This window comes from Arthrobacter sp. MDT2-3 (assembly GCF_059090465.1).
In genome coordinates, this window is record NZ_JBNHFS010000003.1 from 534,360 (window position 1) to 553,051 (window position 18,692).

Consider the following 18,692-nt stretch of genomic DNA (forward strand, 5'->3'; position numbering starts at 1 on the left):
CGGGATGGTTTACTTCCCGGACGTTTACGCCGTCGGGGATGTTAAACGCTCGTCAACGGAGATATGTTCTTCGGTTAGTTCTGTGGTTTCTGCCATGAGGTAGAACTGTGGGCGGGGTTTCCAACTATATAAAGCTCCGCGGGTACGGGGTCTAGCGTTCCTTCGGACATGTAATTCCCTGGCCGGTTTTGTGTACGAAAAAAACCGCCAGCTGGCTGCAATTGGTGGTGCTGTATGGGGTTGTCAGTGCGTCAGCTTAGTGATCAGATTGGGAGAACCATTTAGGATCAAGGGGGCAAAATGACCGAAACCGACCAATGCAAGCCGTGGTGCGAGAAGCATGAGGTTGATGAGGACTTATGCACGGCACTTATTCCGCTCTTCACCGCCGATGAGCCTGATTCCGATTCGGAAGAGCAGAATCCCGAGCTTGCCGCGCTGCGGGCAACGTTCGCAGAGAACCCTATGATCCCAGACCAGATCGACACAGTATTCCTGGACATCATGCAGGAAGCCGAAATGGAGCAACCGGAGCTGCTTCTTAGGTTCTGGAAGTCAACGAAGGACGAGGACTCGGCCCAGTTGCAAGTCTCTGTTGAAGACCTCAAGTACCTGCACACCAATCTTGGGGAGGCCATCGGGCTTTTGGACTAGGAGAGGTGCCCCTTGGCTGGAGCGTATTCCAGCCAAGGGGCGTTTCATCAACCCGAACCGTACTCCCCCGTGCACGAACACCACAGGATCGGTGGACGGCCCGGCTTGATGAACGCCGACTCCCCAAAGCCCTGCGCGTCGAACAGGTGGATCTTCCGGTAAAAGGCCAGCCGGGAGAGCAGGTACGCGCAGATGACAGCACTGAAGGACCTCCGGTTGCACAGTGGATTGCTTAGAACACTGCTGAGGCGACCAGGAGGTCCTCATGTCCCACGGCCCACGGCCAAGCGCTGGGCCGGCTGAGCGGTACGCCCGGTGGGCGAGGCGGGCATGATTGACCCGTCCTCGAGCCCGCACCGGGTGGCGAACCGGACCCCGCAGCATCTGGTTCGCAAGGTCGTGCACCTGCGTTGGAAGCAACGGCTGGGGCCCATTGCGATTGGAGCGAAGCTGGCTATGCCTGCCCCCACGGTCCACGCGGTCGGTCTTGGTCCGTTGCCGGCTGAACCGGTTGCATCACGCGGATAAGCGCACCCGAGAGGTCATCCGCCGCTACGAGCACGACAAACCGGGGGGCGATGATCCATGTGGATGTTAAGAAGCTCGGCAACATTCCGGACGGTGGTGGCTGGCGCTACGTTGGCCGGCAGCGGGGCAAGCAGAATCGCAAACGTGTCAGGTAGATAGTCACCTGTGGCTGCTAAATAGCACCACGGCCAGGCGGCAGAGCATCTACGCCACGAACTCTCTCCGCAATTTGCGTGACCCCTTCTTCAAGGTCTTTTTGAAGCTTTTTTAGGAGGAAGGCGTAGAAGTTTGGCTCTCCTTCGCTCACTTCTAAGTATCTGTTGCAGGCGCGGATCATATTTGACAGAGCGTCTACGGTTTCGGTGTCCTGACGAACTTGGTCGCGTACACGGCGAATATGATCCCGGATGTCGATGACGCTAAGGCCCGCGCGTTCAAAGTCTTTTCCTTCTCCGGCGTCCGGAATTTCCTGAGGTCTTGTTACTGCCAAGGCTCGACGGTGGTAAAGGTCATTGATGAGTCCCCTCACGACATGCTTTTCCTGCCGCGCCTGTTGCATCAGAAATGTGCCATAGGCGATCGCTACAGTTAGCAAAGCGCCTACTAGGGCGCCTATAAGTGCAACCACCAAGTCTGGCATAAACGTATCCCACATGACTCCAGTTTGCGGCACTCGCTCTTTCCTCCTTCACTGGACACGAGGGTATGTTCCCCGGCATCCCCATCAGCGTCTGGATCGTGGGCTTCATCGTCATCACCACGCTGCTGAACATCCTGGGCATCAAGGTGGCGGACAAGGCAAACTACGTGCTGATGGCGTTCCAGCTGCTGGTCCTCGTGTTCTTCGTGGCGCTGGCCATCGGCAGCGTGGTCTCCGCCAACGGGGCCGGGGGACTGGCCAGCGCGCAGCCGTTCTTCAACGACACCGCCAGTTTCGCCACCATCTCTGCCGGGGCGGCCATCGCCGCGTACTCGTTCCTGGGGTTCGACGCCGTCACCACCCTCACCGAGGAAACCGTCAACCCTCGCCGGACGGTGCCGCGCGCCATCATGCTGGTGGCCCTGATCGGCGGCGGCATCTTCGTGGCGGTGTCCTACGTGACCCAGCTGGTCCACCCCGGCGGGGTGTTCGAGGACTTGGCGTCCGCAGCGAGTTCCATCGCCCTGCAGATCGGCGGGCAGCTGTTCGGCGCGGTGTTCCTGGCTGGCCTGGTGGTGGCGCAGTTCGCCTCCGGGCTCGCCGCACAGGCCAGCGCCTCCCGCCTGCTCTATGCGATGGGTCGCGACTCCGTCCTGCCCAAGGCGGTCTTCGGCCGGCTCAGCGAGAGGTTCCACACTCCGGTGGCGAACCTGGTGGTCACCGGCATTGTGGGCCTGATCGCGATCTTCCTGGACGTGGCCACCTCGACGTCGTTCATCAACTTTGGTGCCTTCACCGCCTTCACGCTGGTGAACGCCTCGGTGGTGTTCCACTATGTGCGCCAGCGCCGGGCCGGGCAGCAGCTGAACCCGGTGTCCTACGTAGTGGTCCCGGTGATTCACGACTCCAGCGAGTCATCACATTCACCCAACCCACCTCCTTGAGCACTACAACTAGCCCCGGCCAACGAACACTTCCGCAGGTCTCAACCGACCGACCCCGTATCACCTATGACGGGTCTCGTATCCCATTGGGCACCACAACTAGGACAGCTCGGTTGTCAGAATTGCCAGTTGCTTCCACACGGCGCCGAACAGCTGCCCGCCGAGAGGAGCAGCTATGGAGCATCCACGAGCTCGCCTCCGATAGCCAATGACTCAACAAACTCCTGCCGTACATCACTCATGGATCGGTCGCCTTCAACATCGACGAGCCAGAACCACCAACCAGCCTCTGACTGGGCTCCCGTAATGGCCCTCGCGGCCGCGCTTAAAGTGTCGTAACGGCGGTCGCCCACGTACAGTGATCCATCTTCGCTGACCTGGCAGGGCTTCCCTCTGTGGGCCTGAACTCGCGCAAAAAGCGATTGACCTGGATGTACTAGGCCCGCGCTGACCAAGTCCGCGACTTCCACGCGAGGGGTGGCGCGTTCGATGGAGGCTGCCGTCCTGCCGCTGTGTCCTGCCGGGACGGGCCAAATCTCCAGAATGTCGTCGATCATCCTCTCTGTTCGCTCCTTGATGAAGTCTTCAGTCCAGCCGTGCACACCGAGCTCTACAACTTCCCGGGTCAAAAGAAGAGAGGTGTTCTTACGTAGCTCTGCGTGCTTACCTTTGGCTCCCTGCCATGGCCCATTGGAGACCCTGCTGTTGAGGGACTGGGTCAGGAGCGTTAGGTTGCCGAGCGTCTGAACCAACGCGTCGCGCTGCCTGGAGCGGTCTTCCCCATCGGCCCCTGGCCAGTTGAGTGACCATTCTTGAGGCATGATGTGTTCTATGGTCGTTGTGCCTCGGATGACGGGCTGTTCGTGCATCGGCCGCTGCGTAGTCCAACCGCGCCGATGGTCTTCGATTGCTTCAAGGAGCATCCGCAAACGTCCGCGCCGAAAGCGCTTGTAGATAGGCATGTCTGTAAGTTCACGGCGAACTTCAGCATCTCCGGGCCAATAATCGTTGGGCCCATCCTGCTGCAGAAAGTATTTCTCAGTAAAGTCACCGACAGTTTCTCGTGACTTCTCGTTTAGATAATTGAGCAAGTCAACGAAGATCCGGTTGTATGCCTTCGTGCTGGCGCGAACACAAGTCCTCCGGATGAGCCAACTCTCAACCGTCGCCAAGCACTTCTCGCGCTGTTCGGACGGAACAGTCGCCCGATCCGGATCCTCAAGCCAGAGGACTAGAGGCTTTACCACCTCGGATTCGAGTGTTGAGGTGCGGTAAATAAAGAGCTCGAGCCTGCTTAGGATGTTGGTGGAACTCCATGCCCTTTCGGTGAACGAGCGATAGATTTCTGCGTTCCTCCTAATTTTTGGCAACAGCGCATCAATCGGTTCGTTGCTGTCCGCAACGTGGCGTTTGAATTGCCCAAATACCTCCTTCGCCGTCACATCCTTCAAGGACTGTGCGATCAGCCATTGGTTCAGAAAAAGCGAACTCCGACTGTATGTGACTCGCCCAGATGCAATCTCCGTTTCCCAGAACGGAGTTTCAAATGCCTCCCAATAGTCGTGATAAGCCTTTTCTGATTGGGACGGCGCCACATCGAGTCGCTGAAAGACGAAGTTCTTAATTAGGTCTGCCGCGGTGAGGGGTGTACCACGAGCGTTCAGAGTCTCAAATATCTCCTGCGCATCCTCGTCCGCTTGAAGCTCGATGACCACAATTTGGAGCTGATTGCTGATTGTTTCAACGAGCGCATGTGCGCGCTTCTCTTTGTCAGGACCCGCCAGCCATTCTTCGGCGGACTTAGAGAAAAATTGGTGGGCGGCGACCATTCGGCTGCCAGCGTTGGCCAATTTTCCGTGTTCAAAAGGTGCAACCGCCGACATTACCTCGTTAAAGGCAGGACGGTCACGGTTGGTTGGCCAGACCTTGAACCGGTCCTCTGGGTGACTGGTGAAGTGCTCGGGGTTCTCGACCAGGTCCTGAACTTGCCGAGCGATACTTTCAAAACCCACAAGGCGAACTTGTTCATATACGGCGCTCAGCATGAGCTGCATTGTCGTTAGTCGCTGCTGCCCGTCAATGACCGTACGAATGGGGAGCGAGCCAATCGAACCCATCTGCTGCTGCATCACAACTGCCCCTAAAAAGTGCGGCCCTTGCGGCTCAAAGTTGCACCGCCGCTCAGCGAGCCTTTGAACATCGTCCCATAATGGAGCCCACTGCCCTTCCTTGCTCCAGACGTAAGGGCGCTGGAATAACGGGACCATCAGCCGCTGTGGCTGGTAGAAAACGTCACGAGGTGTCTTTACTTGGGTGATCACGCCGAGGCCTTTCAGAGACTTTGAGTCGTCGTTGCGCTGTTCGAAGTCGAGTCTAGAGTCGATTTTCCCAATGCAACGTCACTGAAAGCGTGGGCGATCCGGTGTCGGCAAGGGTGATGAGTAGCAGCGCATGATGGCTGGGCGGATGCCGAATCTTCCTGGACCAATCTGTCCTGGGTCTCATCTAGCATTTGTCACATATCTCATCGCGAGAACTTTGGGCATGGTGGAGGAGAAACCTGAGTGGATGTACTGGTTTGGCTGTTAGTCGGCCTCTTCGTCTACTTCCTACTTCGGAATCCGACTCGCAGACGTCATGAAGAAGAGGCGCGACCTCCCGAGCAGCTGGCGGACATGAGGCGCTCCGGGGCCAGCTGGATCACCTCGGGCCAAACTGGTTCGCTCGCTTCGGCCCCGACATCCGTCGTCGGCCAGGAACAGGAGAGGCCTCGGCTCTCGCTGGTTCAGCCACCTTTGTTTACATCCCCGGCTCCCGCAGAACTGGGTGTCTTCCACGTGACCTATCTGACCAATGAGACGGGTATGCCCGTTGGATCCAAAGATAGGGACGCCTGGCTTCATGCACGTCGTCACGGGGTGACCGCCACTGACCTGAAGAAGATCGTCAAACTAAACGGCGATCCGAGCAAGCAACGGCCTGCACTTTTGCAGCAGAAGCTGACCGGCGAAGAGGGGCCGCGCTTTGCAGCGTTCCAGCACGGTATCGAACGCGAGCCCGTCATCGCCGCGTGGATAGCCGAGGAGTTTGGCATTTTTCCCAACTCTTTCATTTGTGTGGGCTTGAATCCGCGTCACCTCGCAACCCCTGACGGCATTGGTTCGGATGTTGTGGCCGAAATCAAGACATCTGTGAAACCGTTAGGAGCCGCGCTGAGCATGTACCGAGATCAGCTTCAGTGGCAGCTACACGTAACCAGATCTGAGCGCGTGCTCTTCGTTGTGGAAAATCGGTACTCCTTCGAGCGCGAACACCGCTGGATATATCGGGACGAGGCCCGCATTGGCGTTCTTCGGAATCACGCCGACCGTTTCATCGAGGAGCTCGATCGCCTCAGGGATTCTTTCCGGGGAACGGAGGTATCGGCCAACACCCCAGCCTTTCTTGAGTGTGACCTGGCGGATTCACCCGCGTCCACTGTCGGGACTTTGCAGGTAGAGGAGCACCTGGCGCTGCCAGCGACGTCCGTAATGTTGGAGGCTGTTGATTCCGGGACCCCACAGGATGTCCGAGACGAGGACGAGCACCGCCGTTGGACAACCAGCGAAACCTCACGGCTCCTCTTTCTCTACGGCGAAGGCGTCCCACTGTATGAATTAGGAATCGTCATTGGCGCCACGGACCGGGCCGTTGTCTTCGAACTAACCCGCCAATTACTAAATTCAGAGCGGCCTCTCGTAGACCCGTCCGCGGAACAGTTCGGCCGTCTGTGGTCGTCGGATGACATCTCTAATCTAGAGGACGCCTACTATGACGGCGTCTGGCTACCATCCGTCGCCCTCAAACTTGGCAGGGATCAGCTCGGCGTCGCCTTTAGATTGTTCGAGTGCAGGCTTCCGTCCGTTATCCACTTCACCGAAGATCTCGCTTGGCTCGACATGCCCAGCGAGATCGCACAGGAGTTTCCGACTAGCACCGTTGAGCCTCACCACCCTCCCGTCGTTGCAGGGGCCGGCCAGCCGCTGGCGGCATCACTTGACCCTGGAATGATCCGTGATGAGGACGAGGATCGCCTGTGGACCGCCAACGAGACTTCACGGCTCCTCGTCCACTACGACGAAGGCGCCACATTGGATGACTTGTCCCAAATCTGCAGTGCCACATCCCTGGCCGTGGTTTTCGAGCTGGCACGCCTGATGCTCAACACGGAAGGACCACTCAAAGATTCGAGAGTGGGAAAATCGGGCGATCCTTGGTCCGAGGACGACGTTCGGCACCTGGCGTCCGCATATTATGACGGGGTCTGGCTACCAACGGTGGCGCGCCGACTCGGACGAGACCAGCTCGAAGTAGCCGCCAAGTTGTTCGAATGCGGGCTTCCAGCGGTCCAAATTCCATGGCAGGACCGGTAATGGCTCGCGGTTCAAACCCAGACCGGACAACCTTCGCGTGTCTCTCAGATGGGCCCAGCCGGATGACACCGCAGTTGGAGAGGCCCACTCCGGCCGTCAGCTCTATTGTTTTTGGGTTGACCCAGCCACCAGCCAACAATGTCCAAAGCACGCAGTGAAGTGATCGGTGGCTTGGTAGCAAGACCGGCAATCCGTTCCCACGTGTCCGCTTGGTCTCGCAAGTCTTTTTGCACCGCGGGTAGCCAAAGGAGCGAGAACTGTTCCCAGGTCCGAGCATCATCACGGGGCACAGGCGACTCCTGGCCGGAGCCGACGTAGCAACGCCAGATGTTCGGGTCGTATAGCGGAATAAGATCGGGACGCTTACGATGCAAAACCTTCGATAACTTGGTCAATTTCACGCCCGGTGTATTAGATCTATCCAATACTCCGAACAAATCGGCAATAGCGGCGAGCGTTTCGTCACTCGCTTCCGTCAATGTGCCGGTCATCGTCGGATGAGTAACCTTGTCGTTAATCTCATCCAGGAGACCTTCCAGCGTGTAATACGACCGAACCGGGTTATGACCCGCATTCAGCAATGCCGGCGCTAATAAGTCCTGCGCCCCGACGGCATCTGTGCACGAGCCAGGGTAAGCGTCGTACGCCGGATAAGAATACGTCTTATCTTTATTTGCGATGTAGCGACTAGCCCATTCAAATGCGTCGTCGAATGCAGCCGACGCGCCACCTACACTAATGTTTTCTGTCATGCCAGCGATACTAGGGCATCGCGATATATTGCTCCGGATACTAAGTGTGTGTTGGAGTATCTCGGAGAGCCAACGGGCATTATGCAACTGACTCAGTGTCGTCCGGCAACCTCAGGCCTTTTCAAATCAGCACTTCCTAGTGATCCCATGAATAAGGCCCCAGCCGTGCCGTATATCCAGGCGGTGCTTCCTGCGTCGGCGCGAAGCGTGCACCAAAGGCTCATCCGCCGTCACCTCACGCAGCTCCTTAGGGGTTAAGGGCCCGGTCGGCAGCTCTCCCCGGTCGACGCCTCCGATAGGCCCTCGCAGCCGCTCCCCAGCCTTGACGCTCTCAGGTCAGTTTCTTGCTTTCTAGGGCTATCAACGGTCGCTACACGACAGTTGCCCCTTGGTAGCAGTTCACAATCTGACCTTGATTACCTTAAGCGATGTTTTCCTCCCCGCTCCACTGACCAGCCGACTGAAGACTCAGCTACAACCTTCTGTGCCGGAACATCGGGAAGGACTCCCGCACCCGGTGCACCGTCTCCAGCGACACCTCCACCACCCGCACCCCTGCCTCCAGCCCAAGGTCCGCTTCAACAACCCCCATCGGATCCACCAGCACGCTCCGTCCCACGGACACCGGCGGTGCCTGGCACACCCCGGCCACGTACACGCTGTTCTCGATCGCCCGCGCCGCGTTCAAAGCGAGCCACTGCTCCGTCTTGTGCTCGCCCGGCACCCAGGACGAGCAGACCAGCAGAACCTGCGCCCCGGCGTCGGCCAGCGACCTTGCCAGCTCCGGGAACCGCAGGTCGTAACAGGTCATCAGCCCGAACCGCACTCCCCCGTGCTCGAACACCACGGGGCCGTGGACGGGCCCGGGCTTGATGAACGTGGACTCCCCGAAGCCCTGCGCGTCGAAAAGGTGGATCTTCCGGTAGAAAGCCAGCCGGCCGCCGTCGGGCCCGAAAGCCATCAACGTGTTGTACGCCCTGCCCGGCTCCTCTGACATTTCCACGACGCCGGCCACCAGCGCGATGCGGTGGCGGAGGGCGATGGCGGCCAGCTCCCGGCAGACCGGCCCGTCCAGCGGCTCGGCCACCTCGGGAAACGTCGCGTCCACCTTCTTCTTCTCGTAGGTGGCGTACTCCGGGAAGGCGACCAATCCGGCGCCGTCGCGCGCTGCCTGCGCGGCGAACCGGTCAATCGCGGCAAGGTTGGCCCGGATGTCGGCGCCCGACGCCAGCTGCCCCAGCGCAATCCTCACAAGAGTTCCTTCCCTCGGCCATGGGGCCACACTACTAACTGACACGTGTCAGGCGGCGGCCTCGACTGTCGCCTTCTCCGTGGCCGTCATCTCGGGCGGCGCGGCCTTGAACCCGCGGGTGATCAGGGCCAGGACCACCATGCCCAGCACCAGCCAGGACACCCCCAGCGTAATGGCGTTGCCGTCCAGCCGGGAGAGCAGGTAGGCGCAGATGATGGCGCCGATCATCGGGATTACCACGTAGGACACCGGGTTCAGCTGCTGCCCGGCCCGGCGCTGGCGCACATAGTGGAACACCACCGAGGCGTTCACCAGTGTGAAGGCGGTGAAGGCGCCAAAGTTGATGAACGACGTCGACGTGGCCACGTCCAGGAAGATCGCGATCAGGCCCACGATGCCGGTGATCACCAGGTTCGCCACCGGGGTGTGGAACTTCTCGCTGAGCCGGCCGAAGACCGCCTTGGGCAGGACGGAGTCGCGGCCCATCGCGTACAGCAGGCGGGAAGCGCTGGCCTGCGCGGCGAGGCCGGAGGCGAACTGCGCCACCACCAGGCCCGCCAGGAACACGGCGCCGAACAGCTGCCCGCCGATCTGCAGGGCGATGGAGCTGGCCGCGGACGCCGAGTCCTCGAACACGCCGCCGGGGTGGACCAGCTGGGTCACGTAGGACACGGCCACGAAGATGCCGCCGCCGATCAGGGCCACGAGCATGATGGCGCGCGGCGCGGTCCGGCGCGGGTTGATGGTTTCCTCGGTGAGGGTGGTGACGGCGTCGAACCCCAGGAACGAGTATGCGGCGATGGCGGCGCCGGCGGAGATGGTGGCGAAGCTGGCAGTGTCGTTGAAGAACGGCTGCCCGCTGGTCAGTCCCCCGGCACCGTTGGCGGAGACCACGCTGCCGATGGCCAGCGCCACGAAGAACACCAGGACCAGCAGCTGGAACGCCATCAGCACGTAGTTGGCCTTGTCCGCCACCTTGATGCCCAGGATGTTCAGCAGCGTGGTGATGAGGATGAAGCCCACGATCCAGACGCCGATGGGGATGCCGGGGAACTGGGCGCTCAGGTAGGAGCCGCCGATGAGCCAGATCACCATGGGCAGGAAGAGGTAGTCGAGCAGCACGGCCCAGCCCACCAAGAACCCCACCCGGGAATCGATGGAGCGGCGGACGTAGGTGTAGGCGGAGCCGGCCACGGGGTAGGCGATGGCCATCCGGCCGTAGCTGTGGGCGGTGAACAGCATGGCCACGAGCGCCACGAGGTACGCGGCGGGCGCGGCGCCGCCGGTGGTTTCGGCGATGATGCCGAAGATCCCCAGGACGATGATCGGGGTCAGGTACGCCAGCCCGAACAGGACCAGCGAGGGCAGCTTCAGCGTGCGGGTGAGGGTTGTTGTCACGGTATTTCCTTACGGCTTGTAGGACGGCGGTGTCCAGGTGGCCGGGTTGATGCGGCCTTGGTAGACGGAAAGTTCGACGGCGGGCTCCCCCTCGCGGAACTGCGACCAGGGGCGGTTGAGGTTCTCCGTGCCGTGCGTGCGGACGCGGTCGACGGCGGCAAGGTTCAGTTCCGCAGCGAGCAGCTGTGGGGCGTCGTCGGGGGCTTCGGTGAGGGTGTTGCCCTCCGGGTCCACGATGATGCTCTTACCCTGGCCGGTGGGGCCGGCGCAGTTGACGCTGACCATAAAGACCTGGTTGACGATCGCGTTGGCCTTGGCCAGGATCAGTTCCTGTTTGCGGTCCGGGGTGGTGGTTTTGACGACGTTGAGGATCACGTCGGCCCCCATCCAGGCGAGCTGGCGGGACACCTCCGGGTACCAGGCGTCGTAGCAGATGTTCAGGCCCACCCTGCCGATGCCGGGCAGGTCCACGGTGGTGAACTTGTCGCCAGGATCGTACGGCTCGAACGGGCGCCAGGGGAAGATCTTGCGGTAGTAGCCGGCGAGCTCACCTTCCGGGGAGAGGACCAGCTGGGTGTTGAAGAGCTGACCTTCCCGGCCGCGCTCGCAGACGCTGCCGGGAACCAGCCAGATGTTGAGGTCTTTGGCCAGCTGTTTGAGCTCTTTGACTCGTGGCCCGTCCAGGGGCTCGGCACTTGCCTGGAGCATTTCGGTTCTTTGGAGGTCCGGGTTTTCATCGCCGAACAGGTGCAGTTCGGGGAAGACGACCAGTTTGCTGTGCGGCTGGGCTTGGAGGGCTTCTTTGACCTCTTCCGCGAAGGCCGAGACAGATTCGCCGATGAGCCGCGGCTGGGCCTGGGCAGCGATGAGGGGAAGGATGCGTTGCATGGGTTTGTCTCCGCGTTGAGGTGTGATCCGGGTTATATTAGATCAGAATGAACCAATAAATGGAAGGGGGCATGCGTGGGCCGTAAAGTAGCGGATATGACCCGTCAGCTTGAGGACACCGCTGAGCCCGCCCGCCTCGGCGCCGGCAGGATGCCCGGGATGGAGCGCCGCAGCGCGATGGACGCGGTGCGAATGCGGATCGGAATGGCGATTTCACTTGGGCTCTTGAAACCGGGCGAGCGGCTGCCGGACCAGGAGGACGTGGCCCTGGGTCTATCGGTCAGCCCGATTACTGCCCGCCGTGCGCTGGCGAGCCTGGCGGAGCAGGGCGTGGTGGTGCGCCGGCGCGGCCGGGCCGGGGGAACGTTTGTGGCGGAGGCGCCGCCTACGGATGTTTTGGCTTCCCTGTCGGCGTCGCCGGCCGAGTCCCAGGCGGTGAACCGGCTGGTGGACCGGAGGCTTTTGTTTGAGTGCGCGGTCACCCACTATGCGGCGGTCAATGCCACAGCCGAGCAGCTAGACGAGTTGGAACGGCTGACCCGGGAAATGGCGGAGTCGACTGACTGGTCCTACTACCACCGGATGGACGAGCAGTTTCATCAATTGGTGGGTACTGCATCATGCCTGGACTCCGCCGTCGAGGTCTATCACGAGACGCTAGCGGAGCTCTACGACTACTTCATCCCCTACCCCATCGAGAAGCTGCACAAATCCAACCAGGACCACATCGCCCTGGTGGCAGCCCTCCGCGCCGGAGATGTCCAGGACGCCGTGGAAGTTGCCAGGAAGCACGTGGACATCCTGCACCGGACGATGTTTATGGGACTAGCTCAGGGCGAACCCTCAGCCACGATCTCGGACTGATAGTGGCTGCGATGGCCACTATCAGTCGGCTATCGACGTACGAATTTCCAACCAAGGCTTGGAATGAGGGCCCAAAAAAGCATCAATAAATCGTCAAGATTCGCGACTAACAATCAGGATTCGCGCAGTTTTCTCCCAGAAACCAAAAAAGGCGGCATTTTCTCAGATCTAATGAAATGACTTTGACGCTATTGGGGGAAGCGAAAATGTTGTTTCTGTCGGCTGGCTCGGTGTACCGCTTCTGCGGTCCACGCTCCACGCTGGATTTCCTCCATGTGTGTCCATCACCGCACCCAACCCCGCACGCTTTTTACTGCACGTCGGTCAGGTGTCCTATGGAAGGACTCTCATGAGCCAGCAACCCTACACCGCCCCCTATCCTCCGAACTACGGCTATGGTCAACCGCCGGTAAGCAACAAGTCGTTCCTGGCGACCTGGCTGCTCTCGCTGCTCCTTGGCGTCTTCGGCGTTGACCGCTTCTACCTCGGCAAGGTGGGAACCGGCATCCTGAAGCTCGTCACTTTTGGTGGGCTCGGCATCTGGGCATTGATTGACCTCATCTTGGTGCTGGCTAACAAGACACGCGACAAGCGGGGGCTTCCGCTGGAAGGTTATGACAGGCACAAGAAAGTGGCCCTGATCGTCACCGGCGTTGTCATTCTCCTCAGCATCGTCGTCAACTCGGCCCGCGCGGGCTCTGCACCCTCGTCAGCGCCCGTCGCCTCCACTCCCAAGGTCGCCACTGCAGCTCAGACCGCGTCTGCCACTCCAGCTCCCACAAAGGACCCCGCTGTTGCAGCGGCCGAAGCTGAGGCCGCTACGAAAGCGAAGGCTGAGGCTGATGCAGCGGCCAAGGCAAAAGCCGAAGCCGACGCTGCCGCCAAAGCGGAGGCAGATGCAGCGGCCAAGGCAAAAGCCGAAGCCGACGCTGCCGCCAAGGCCCAGGCTGAGGCTGAAGCCGCTGCCAAGAGGGGGACGGTCAGTCAGCAGAACGCTCTGCGTAAAGCTGCTGATTATCTCGACTACACCGCTTTCTCGCGCACGGGCTTAATTGAGCAGCTGGTGTACGAAAAGTATTCGGCCGAGGACTCTACCTGGGCAGTGGACCGCGTAACGGTTGACTGGAACGGGCAGGCGGCCAAGAAAGCCAAAGACTACCTCGACTACACCTCATTCTCTCGCAGCGGCTTGGTCGAACAACTGCTTTACGAGGGTTTCACCCCTGAGCAGGCCGAATATGGAGTGAGCACCACCGGACTCTAGCTGGTCCAAAGACAATCCGTCCCATCGCGGCGTCGCGAAGAGGCTTCGGTGCCGAACTGGACAGCGAGCCGCAACGGGGCATCCAGATTTGCCAATACATTTCGAGGGGAAATTAGGTTTGAAACTCACGACAACACTGGCCAGCGGCGCGCTCCTGTGCTTGGCCCTTTCAAGCTGCGCGGGATCCCCGCAAGCAGCTCCAACCGTCACGCATACCGTTACCCAAACGGCCACGGCAACCGTTACTGCAACGGCAACAGTGACGGCGACCGCCACGGTCACAGCCGACCCTGTTGCTCCTGCCGTTGTGGCAGCCCCGGCACCGGCTCCTGCTGCACCAGCGACCGCCGTGATCCCGGCCAACGCCGCTGGAATGAATGCGGAAGCACTCGACGATGAATTGACCGCGCTTGGCTTCAAAAAGATCGTCTATAACTCTGACACCGGAAAGACCGTGCTGTTGCTCAGCAACTGGACAGTTACTGGAATCGACAACGCAGGAGCGGAACAAGCCGTCGAGAAGGCGGTAGTAGTGCACGTAACCAAATAGATTCGGTCTCACGAGGGGCGCGCCCGGCCAAGCCGGACGCGCCCCTCGTGGGCTCTGAACCCGCAAACCCGGGCACAAGCGGACTCTTCAGTCGATAAGCACCGGCTGCTTGGCGTCGTCCGGCCATTCAACAGCGGCCGGAACCTTTGCCCGAACGGTGGTACAGCCAATTCGCCAGCGCCAGGAGCGCCACATGCGCGGAGGAGCTCAGGAGCTGGGGAATCCTCGCCGATGAAGCCCACCGTGAAGATCGCCGCGAGGATGCCATGCGGGCGGCGAAGGCGACGGTAGCGGACTAGATACATGGTGCGGCTTCACCACCAACTCTTGGTCCCCGCCGCCGTCGTAACGCCCGACGGCGGCCACCGGCCAGGTCCGCGTATCTGCGAGCCTAGCGGCGCACCAGCCGCCACAGGGACGTGACCTCGGCCGCGCGCGCCTCGAACAGGGGATCGTCGCGGTCCGATGCCTTCGGGTGCGTTGGCTTCGTGTCGAGCCGCTCCACCACTTTCAGCCCTGCAGCACCGATGGCGGCCAGCAGATCCTCACGCGAGCGCAGGCCAAGGTGCTCGGCCAGGTCGGAGAGGACCAGCCAGCCCTCGCCGCCCGGCTCCAGATGGTCGGGCAGTCCGTTCAGGAAGCGGAGCAGCATCCTGCTCCCGGGGTCGTAGACCGCGCTGTCCAGGCTGGAATGCGGCGTGGCGGGAATCCACGGCGGGTTGCACACGATCAGCGGCGCCCGGCCCGGCGGGAACATGTCGGTCAGGACCGCCTCGGCACGGTCCGCTACACCGAGGTTCCGGAAGTTCTCGGCGGCGGAGGCGACGGCGCGCGGCTCATTGTCCGTCGCCACCACGCGACGGACGCCGCGGCGGGCAAGGACGGCAGCGAGCACGCCGGTGCCGGTTCCGACGTCGAACGCCAGCGTCTCAGAAGGCAGCGCGGCGGTGGCCACGAGATCCACATACTCGCTCCGTGTGGGGAAGAACGTGCCATAGTGCGGGTGGATGCGGCCCTGCAGGGCCTCGACGTAGACGCCGTTCCGTCGCCACTCGTGGGCGCCAATGGCCCCGACCAGCTCATGCAGGGACACCACGGACGGTTCGCCGATGTCACCGTACGCCTCGGCGGCGGCTTCCCGAATGTCCGGGGCGCGGCGCAGCGGCACCACCGGGCCCGGATCAAGGGGAATCAGCAGCAGACCAAGAATGCGGGCACGGTGCGAGGCGGCCTGGCGATGCCGGTAGAACCTCTCGGCACCGGTTCCGGTGGTCCCCTTCTTCCCGCCGCCTACCCGCCGGTCCAGGGCGTTGAGGAGCTGCCGCCCGTTATGGAAGTCACCGCGCCAGAGCATCGCGATCCCCTGTGACGCCATCCGGTACGCCTCATCGGCCGTAAGAGAATCGTCCACCACATCGGCCCGCGTCGGCGCCGGCCTGCCGTTTGCCGACCGCCAGCGCAGGGACATGCTGGTTCCGGCCTCAGCCCAGGTCACAACGGCATGCTCATCCGCCGCAGCAGCGCGCACGGGATTGCGGACCGGCGTCGGGATTACCGTGGGTACTGGCGGGTCAATGCTGATGAAGGATCCATTCCGAAATTCGGGAGCCACCCGGGGAGACGATTGCGGCGGCGGTTCGACGACGTCCAAGGCTGCGGCCCAGCTTCCAGACCCCTCATCCGGCTGCGCACCGGGCTTGGTCGATGGCCGCTGGGGCCCTTGAACTAGATGCTCAGGATACAGGTGTGCTGTGGCGCCGTCGCTCATCCGGGGCCAGGCCGACGGTACCCCCGCCACGTACGCATTCCCCACATCTCCGATCGGTACAGAAGGGCGCGCCCGGCCAAAGCCGGACGCGCCCTTCGTGGGCTCTGAACCCGCAAACGGGGCCAAGGCGGATAATTTAGTCGATAAGCACCGGCTGCTTGGCGTCCTCCGAAGCTTCAACAACAGGCGCAACCTTCCAGTTCCGGTGGTTCATCCAGCACCCCACCGCCAGCAGCACCACGAGCCCGAAGGTGCTCAGGAGCTGGGGGCGGGAATCCTCACCGATGAAGCCCACCGTGAAGATCGCCGCGAGGATGAGCAGCCCAAAGCACGTGAGCCACGGGAACCCGGGCATCCGCAGCGGAAGCTCCGTTCCCTCCCGGTCGGCGCGGAGGCGCAGCGCGAGCTGGGCCAGGAGCGCGGACGTCCATACCAGCAGGCAGGTGGAGCCCACGATGTTGAGCAGGACCCCAAGGACCATCTCGGGGAACGCCAGCTCCAGCACCACCGTGATAACGCCGAAGGCGACGCTGGCCAGGACTGCGACCACCGGGACCCGCGCCTTGGACACCGAGGCAAGCACCCGTGGTGCTTCACCCCGCTCGGCGAGGGAGTACGCCATCCGGGAGGCGCCGTAGAGGTTGGCGTTGAGCGCGGACAGCAGCGCTGCGACGGCCACCAGTGTGATGGCGGTGGCTGCGCCGGGCATGCCGGCCGCCTCCAAGACCGCGGCGAACGGGCTCTTTAGCCCCGCCGAGCCGACGGGAACCACGGCAGCAATGATGAAGATGGCGCCGATGTAGAACACCAGGATGCGCCACAGCACCGTGCGGACTGCCTTCTTTACGCACCGGGCCGGTTCGGCGGTCTCGGCTGCCGCCACGGACACAATCTCGGTGCCGCCAAACGCGAACGCCACCACAAACAGCGCCGTGGCAATCCCGGCAAAACCGCTCGGGGCGAATCCGTCACCCATGAAGTTGGACAGGCCCGGTGACTGGACGCCCGGCAGCCAGCCGAAGAGAAGGGCAGCGCCCACCGCCAGGAACGCGACGATTGCCGCCACCTTCAGCAGGGCGAACCAGAACTCGAACTCACCGAAGTTCTTCACACTGGTCAGGTTCACGGCGGTGAGCACCACGATGAATACGAAGGCCATCAGCCACACGGGCAGCGCCGGGAAGATGGTGGCCAGCAGGCCCGCCGCACCGAGTGCTTCCGCTGCGATGACCACCACGAGCTGGATCCACCAGAGCCAGCCCACGGTGGCGCCGGCCACGGGTCCGTAGGCTTTGGCGGTGTAGACGGAGAAAGCACCGCTGTCCGGGTTGGCGGCGGCCATTTCACCGAGGGCCCACATCACCAGGATGATGAGGGTCCCGGCCACGAGGTAGGAAATCAGCACGGCCGGGCCGGCCGCCTGGATGCCCGCGCCGGAGCCGATGAACAGGCCAGCACCGATGGCGCTTCCGAGGCCCATCATCGTGAGCTGGCGTGGTTTGAGGGCCGCGCCGAGGGCGCGGGCAGACGTCTTTGTCTGTTGTTCCATGGGGATTCCTCTAGTTAGTAGGTGGAACGGAGTAATAAGGGATCAAAGAATGGTCAGGCCGCGTGGGCTTCAAGGAGCCGGAGCACACGGTCGTTGGAGGCGGCATCGGCAACGGTGATCCGCACGCCGTCGCCCTGGTACGCCCGCACCAGAATGCCCGCGCCGTCGAACGCCTCGACGAGCCTCGCCCGGAGCTCGTCGTCGGCACGGATCCACAGGAAATTGCCCTGGCTCGGCTGCAGCTTCCAGCCCTGGGCTGCCAGCTGCGCGGCCATCCGTGCGCGCTCCTGCTTCACGACGGCGACCCTCGTTTCCATCTCCTCCCCCGCGTCCAAGGAAGCGATGGCCGCCTTCTGGGCCAGCGCGCTCACCGAGAAGGGCAGGGCGGTCCGGCGCAGCCCCTCAGCAATGGCCGGTGCCGCCACGGCGTACCCCACGCGCAGGCCGGCGAGCCCGTAGGCCTTCGAGAAGGTCCGCAGGATGCAGACGTTCGGGTACTCACGGTAGAGCTCCAAGGAATCGGGCCCGCTGCCCGCTTCGGCATATTCCACGTAGGCCTCGTCGATCACCACGAGGACGTCCGAGCGGACGGCGCGCAGGAAGACGTTGATGCGCTCGTGGCTGATCGGCACCCCGGTGGGGTTGTTGGGGGTGCACAGCAGGATCACCTTCGTACGCTCGGTGACGGCCGCGGCCATTGCATCGAGGTCATGGCCCTCAGCATCGTCCAGCGGGATGCGGACCGGCCGGGCGCCTGCCAACTCCACCAGGATGGGGTAGGCCTCGAAGGAGCGCCACGCGAAGATCACCTCATCCCCGGCGTCGCACAAGCCGGTTATGATCTGCTGGAGGACGCCCACGCTGCCCGGTCCCACCGCCACCTCCCCTGCCGTGACGCCCAGGTGCCAAGCGAGCCGTTCGCGGAGTTCGACGGCGGCGGAGTCAGGGTAGCGGTTCATGGTACCTGCCGCTGCGGCCACCGCAGCGGCGGCAGCGGGCAACGGCTCGTAATGGCTTTCGTTGCTGGCGAGGGCTGCGATGTCCGTGCCGGCGCTGCGCCTGCCCGGGACGTAGGAGGGAAGGCCGGTCACCGCGTCGCGAAGGGTGGGCAGCGCTGTGTCCGGCCTTGTCAGGAGTTGTTCAGGGGTCATGGGCACCGATCATGGTTGTGACCCGGCCCACATAGCAAGATACGCTTTTGTGCTTGGGACTTCTGCTCAACTTCTAGT

General features: G+C 62.2%; 14 protein-coding genes and 2 pseudogenes. 7 read left to right on the plus strand and 9 right to left on the minus strand.

The window, feature by feature from the left end; genetic code table 11:
• Window positions 1–300: 300 nt before the first annotated feature.
• Window positions 301–654 (plus strand): hypothetical protein, encoded by a 354-nt coding sequence (locus tag AC5RUQ_RS12335; RefSeq protein ID WP_493947599.1) that lies wholly within the window; start codon window positions 301–303, stop codon window positions 652–654.
• Window positions 655–963: 309 nt separating this feature from the next.
• Window positions 964–1,322: pseudogene (locus AC5RUQ_RS12340) on the plus strand (transposase family protein); the annotation flags it as partial.
• 32 nt (window positions 1,323–1,354) lie between these two features.
• Here the strand turns inward: AC5RUQ_RS12340 and AC5RUQ_RS12345 are convergent.
• Window positions 1,355–1,837 (minus strand): DUF6650 family protein, encoded by a 483-nt coding sequence (locus AC5RUQ_RS12345; RefSeq protein WP_493947600.1) that lies wholly within the window; start codon window positions 1,835–1,837, stop codon window positions 1,355–1,357.
• Window positions 1,838–1,860: 23 nt separating this feature from the next.
• Between AC5RUQ_RS12345 and AC5RUQ_RS12350 the strand changes: the two are divergent.
• Window positions 1,861–2,766: pseudogene (locus tag AC5RUQ_RS12350) on the plus strand (APC family permease); the annotation flags it as partial.
• 173 nt (window positions 2,767–2,939) lie between these two features.
• Here AC5RUQ_RS12350 and AC5RUQ_RS12355 read toward each other — a convergent pair.
• Window positions 2,940–5,087 carry a GmrSD restriction endonuclease domain-containing protein gene (locus AC5RUQ_RS12355; RefSeq protein ID WP_493947601.1) on the minus strand — a complete coding sequence of 716 codons (2,148 nt, stop codon included), beginning with the start codon at window positions 5,085–5,087 and terminating at the stop codon, window positions 2,940–2,942.
• A gap of 243 nt (window positions 5,088–5,330) precedes the next feature.
• On the opposite strand from AC5RUQ_RS12355, the gene AC5RUQ_RS12360 reads away from it, so the two are divergent.
• A complete protein-coding gene (locus tag AC5RUQ_RS12360) occupies window positions 5,331–7,178 on the plus strand; it encodes a YqaJ viral recombinase family protein (RefSeq protein ID WP_493947602.1) in 1,848 nt (615 codons plus the stop codon).
• A 44-nt stretch (window positions 7,179–7,222) separates the two neighbouring features.
• Here AC5RUQ_RS12360 and AC5RUQ_RS12365 read toward each other — a convergent pair whose 3' ends face one another.
• The 4 genes from AC5RUQ_RS12365 to AC5RUQ_RS12380 all read right to left on the minus strand — a co-directional run bounded on the left by AC5RUQ_RS12365 (window position 7,223) and on the right by AC5RUQ_RS12380 (window position 11,468).
• Window positions 7,223–7,930: a DUF6308 family protein gene (locus AC5RUQ_RS12365; protein ID WP_493947603.1), complete on the minus strand. Its 708-nt coding sequence runs from the start codon at window positions 7,928–7,930 to the stop codon at window positions 7,223–7,225.
• A gap of 472 nt (window positions 7,931–8,402) precedes the next feature.
• The gene (locus AC5RUQ_RS12370; RefSeq protein ID WP_493947604.1) at window positions 8,403–9,182 is read right to left on the minus strand and encodes a carbon-nitrogen hydrolase family protein; all 780 of its coding nucleotides are present in this window, start codon (window positions 9,180–9,182) and stop codon (window positions 8,403–8,405) included.
• A 48-nt stretch (window positions 9,183–9,230) separates the two neighbouring features.
• On the minus strand, window positions 9,231–10,580 hold the full coding sequence (locus AC5RUQ_RS12375) for an APC family permease (protein WP_493947606.1): 1,350 nt from the start codon (window positions 10,578–10,580) through the stop codon (window positions 9,231–9,233).
• A 9-nt stretch (window positions 10,581–10,589) separates the two neighbouring features.
• Window positions 10,590–11,468, minus strand: a complete 879-nt coding sequence (locus AC5RUQ_RS12380) for a carbon-nitrogen hydrolase family protein (RefSeq protein WP_493947607.1) — start codon at window positions 11,466–11,468, stop codon at window positions 10,590–10,592.
• A 96-nt stretch (window positions 11,469–11,564) separates the two neighbouring features.
• On the opposite strand from AC5RUQ_RS12380, the gene AC5RUQ_RS12385 reads away from it, so the two are divergent.
• The 3 genes from AC5RUQ_RS12385 to AC5RUQ_RS12395 all read left to right on the plus strand — a co-directional run bounded on the left by AC5RUQ_RS12385 (window position 11,565) and on the right by AC5RUQ_RS12395 (window position 14,146).
• A complete protein-coding gene (locus AC5RUQ_RS12385; protein WP_493947608.1) occupies window positions 11,565–12,332 on the plus strand; it encodes a FadR/GntR family transcriptional regulator in 768 nt (255 codons plus the stop codon).
• Window positions 12,333–12,609: 277 nt separating this feature from the next.
• Complete coding sequence (locus AC5RUQ_RS12390; protein WP_493947609.1) at window positions 12,610–13,596, plus strand: Ltp family lipoprotein; 987 nt, start codon at window positions 12,610–12,612, stop codon at window positions 13,594–13,596.
• Window positions 13,597–13,855: 259 nt separating this feature from the next.
• Entirely contained in the window at window positions 13,856–14,146 is a 291-nt protein-coding gene (locus AC5RUQ_RS12395; RefSeq protein WP_493947610.1) for a hypothetical protein, read from the plus strand.
• 391 nt (window positions 14,147–14,537) lie between these two features.
• On the opposite strand, the gene AC5RUQ_RS12400 is transcribed toward AC5RUQ_RS12395, so the two are convergent.
• From AC5RUQ_RS12400 to hisC, 3 genes are all read right to left on the minus strand, one after another.
• On the minus strand, window positions 14,538–15,614 hold the full coding sequence (locus AC5RUQ_RS12400) for a methyltransferase (RefSeq protein ID WP_493947707.1): 1,077 nt from the start codon (window positions 15,612–15,614) through the stop codon (window positions 14,538–14,540).
• A gap of 436 nt (window positions 15,615–16,050) precedes the next feature.
• A complete protein-coding gene (locus tag AC5RUQ_RS12405; protein ID WP_493947611.1) occupies window positions 16,051–17,463 on the minus strand; it encodes an amino acid permease in 1,413 nt (470 codons plus the stop codon).
• Between the two features lie 53 nt (window positions 17,464–17,516).
• Complete coding sequence (gene hisC / locus AC5RUQ_RS12410) at window positions 17,517–18,614, minus strand: histidinol-phosphate transaminase (RefSeq protein WP_493947612.1); 1,098 nt, start codon at window positions 18,612–18,614, stop codon at window positions 17,517–17,519.
• Between the last annotated feature and the right edge of the window lie 78 nt (window positions 18,615–18,692).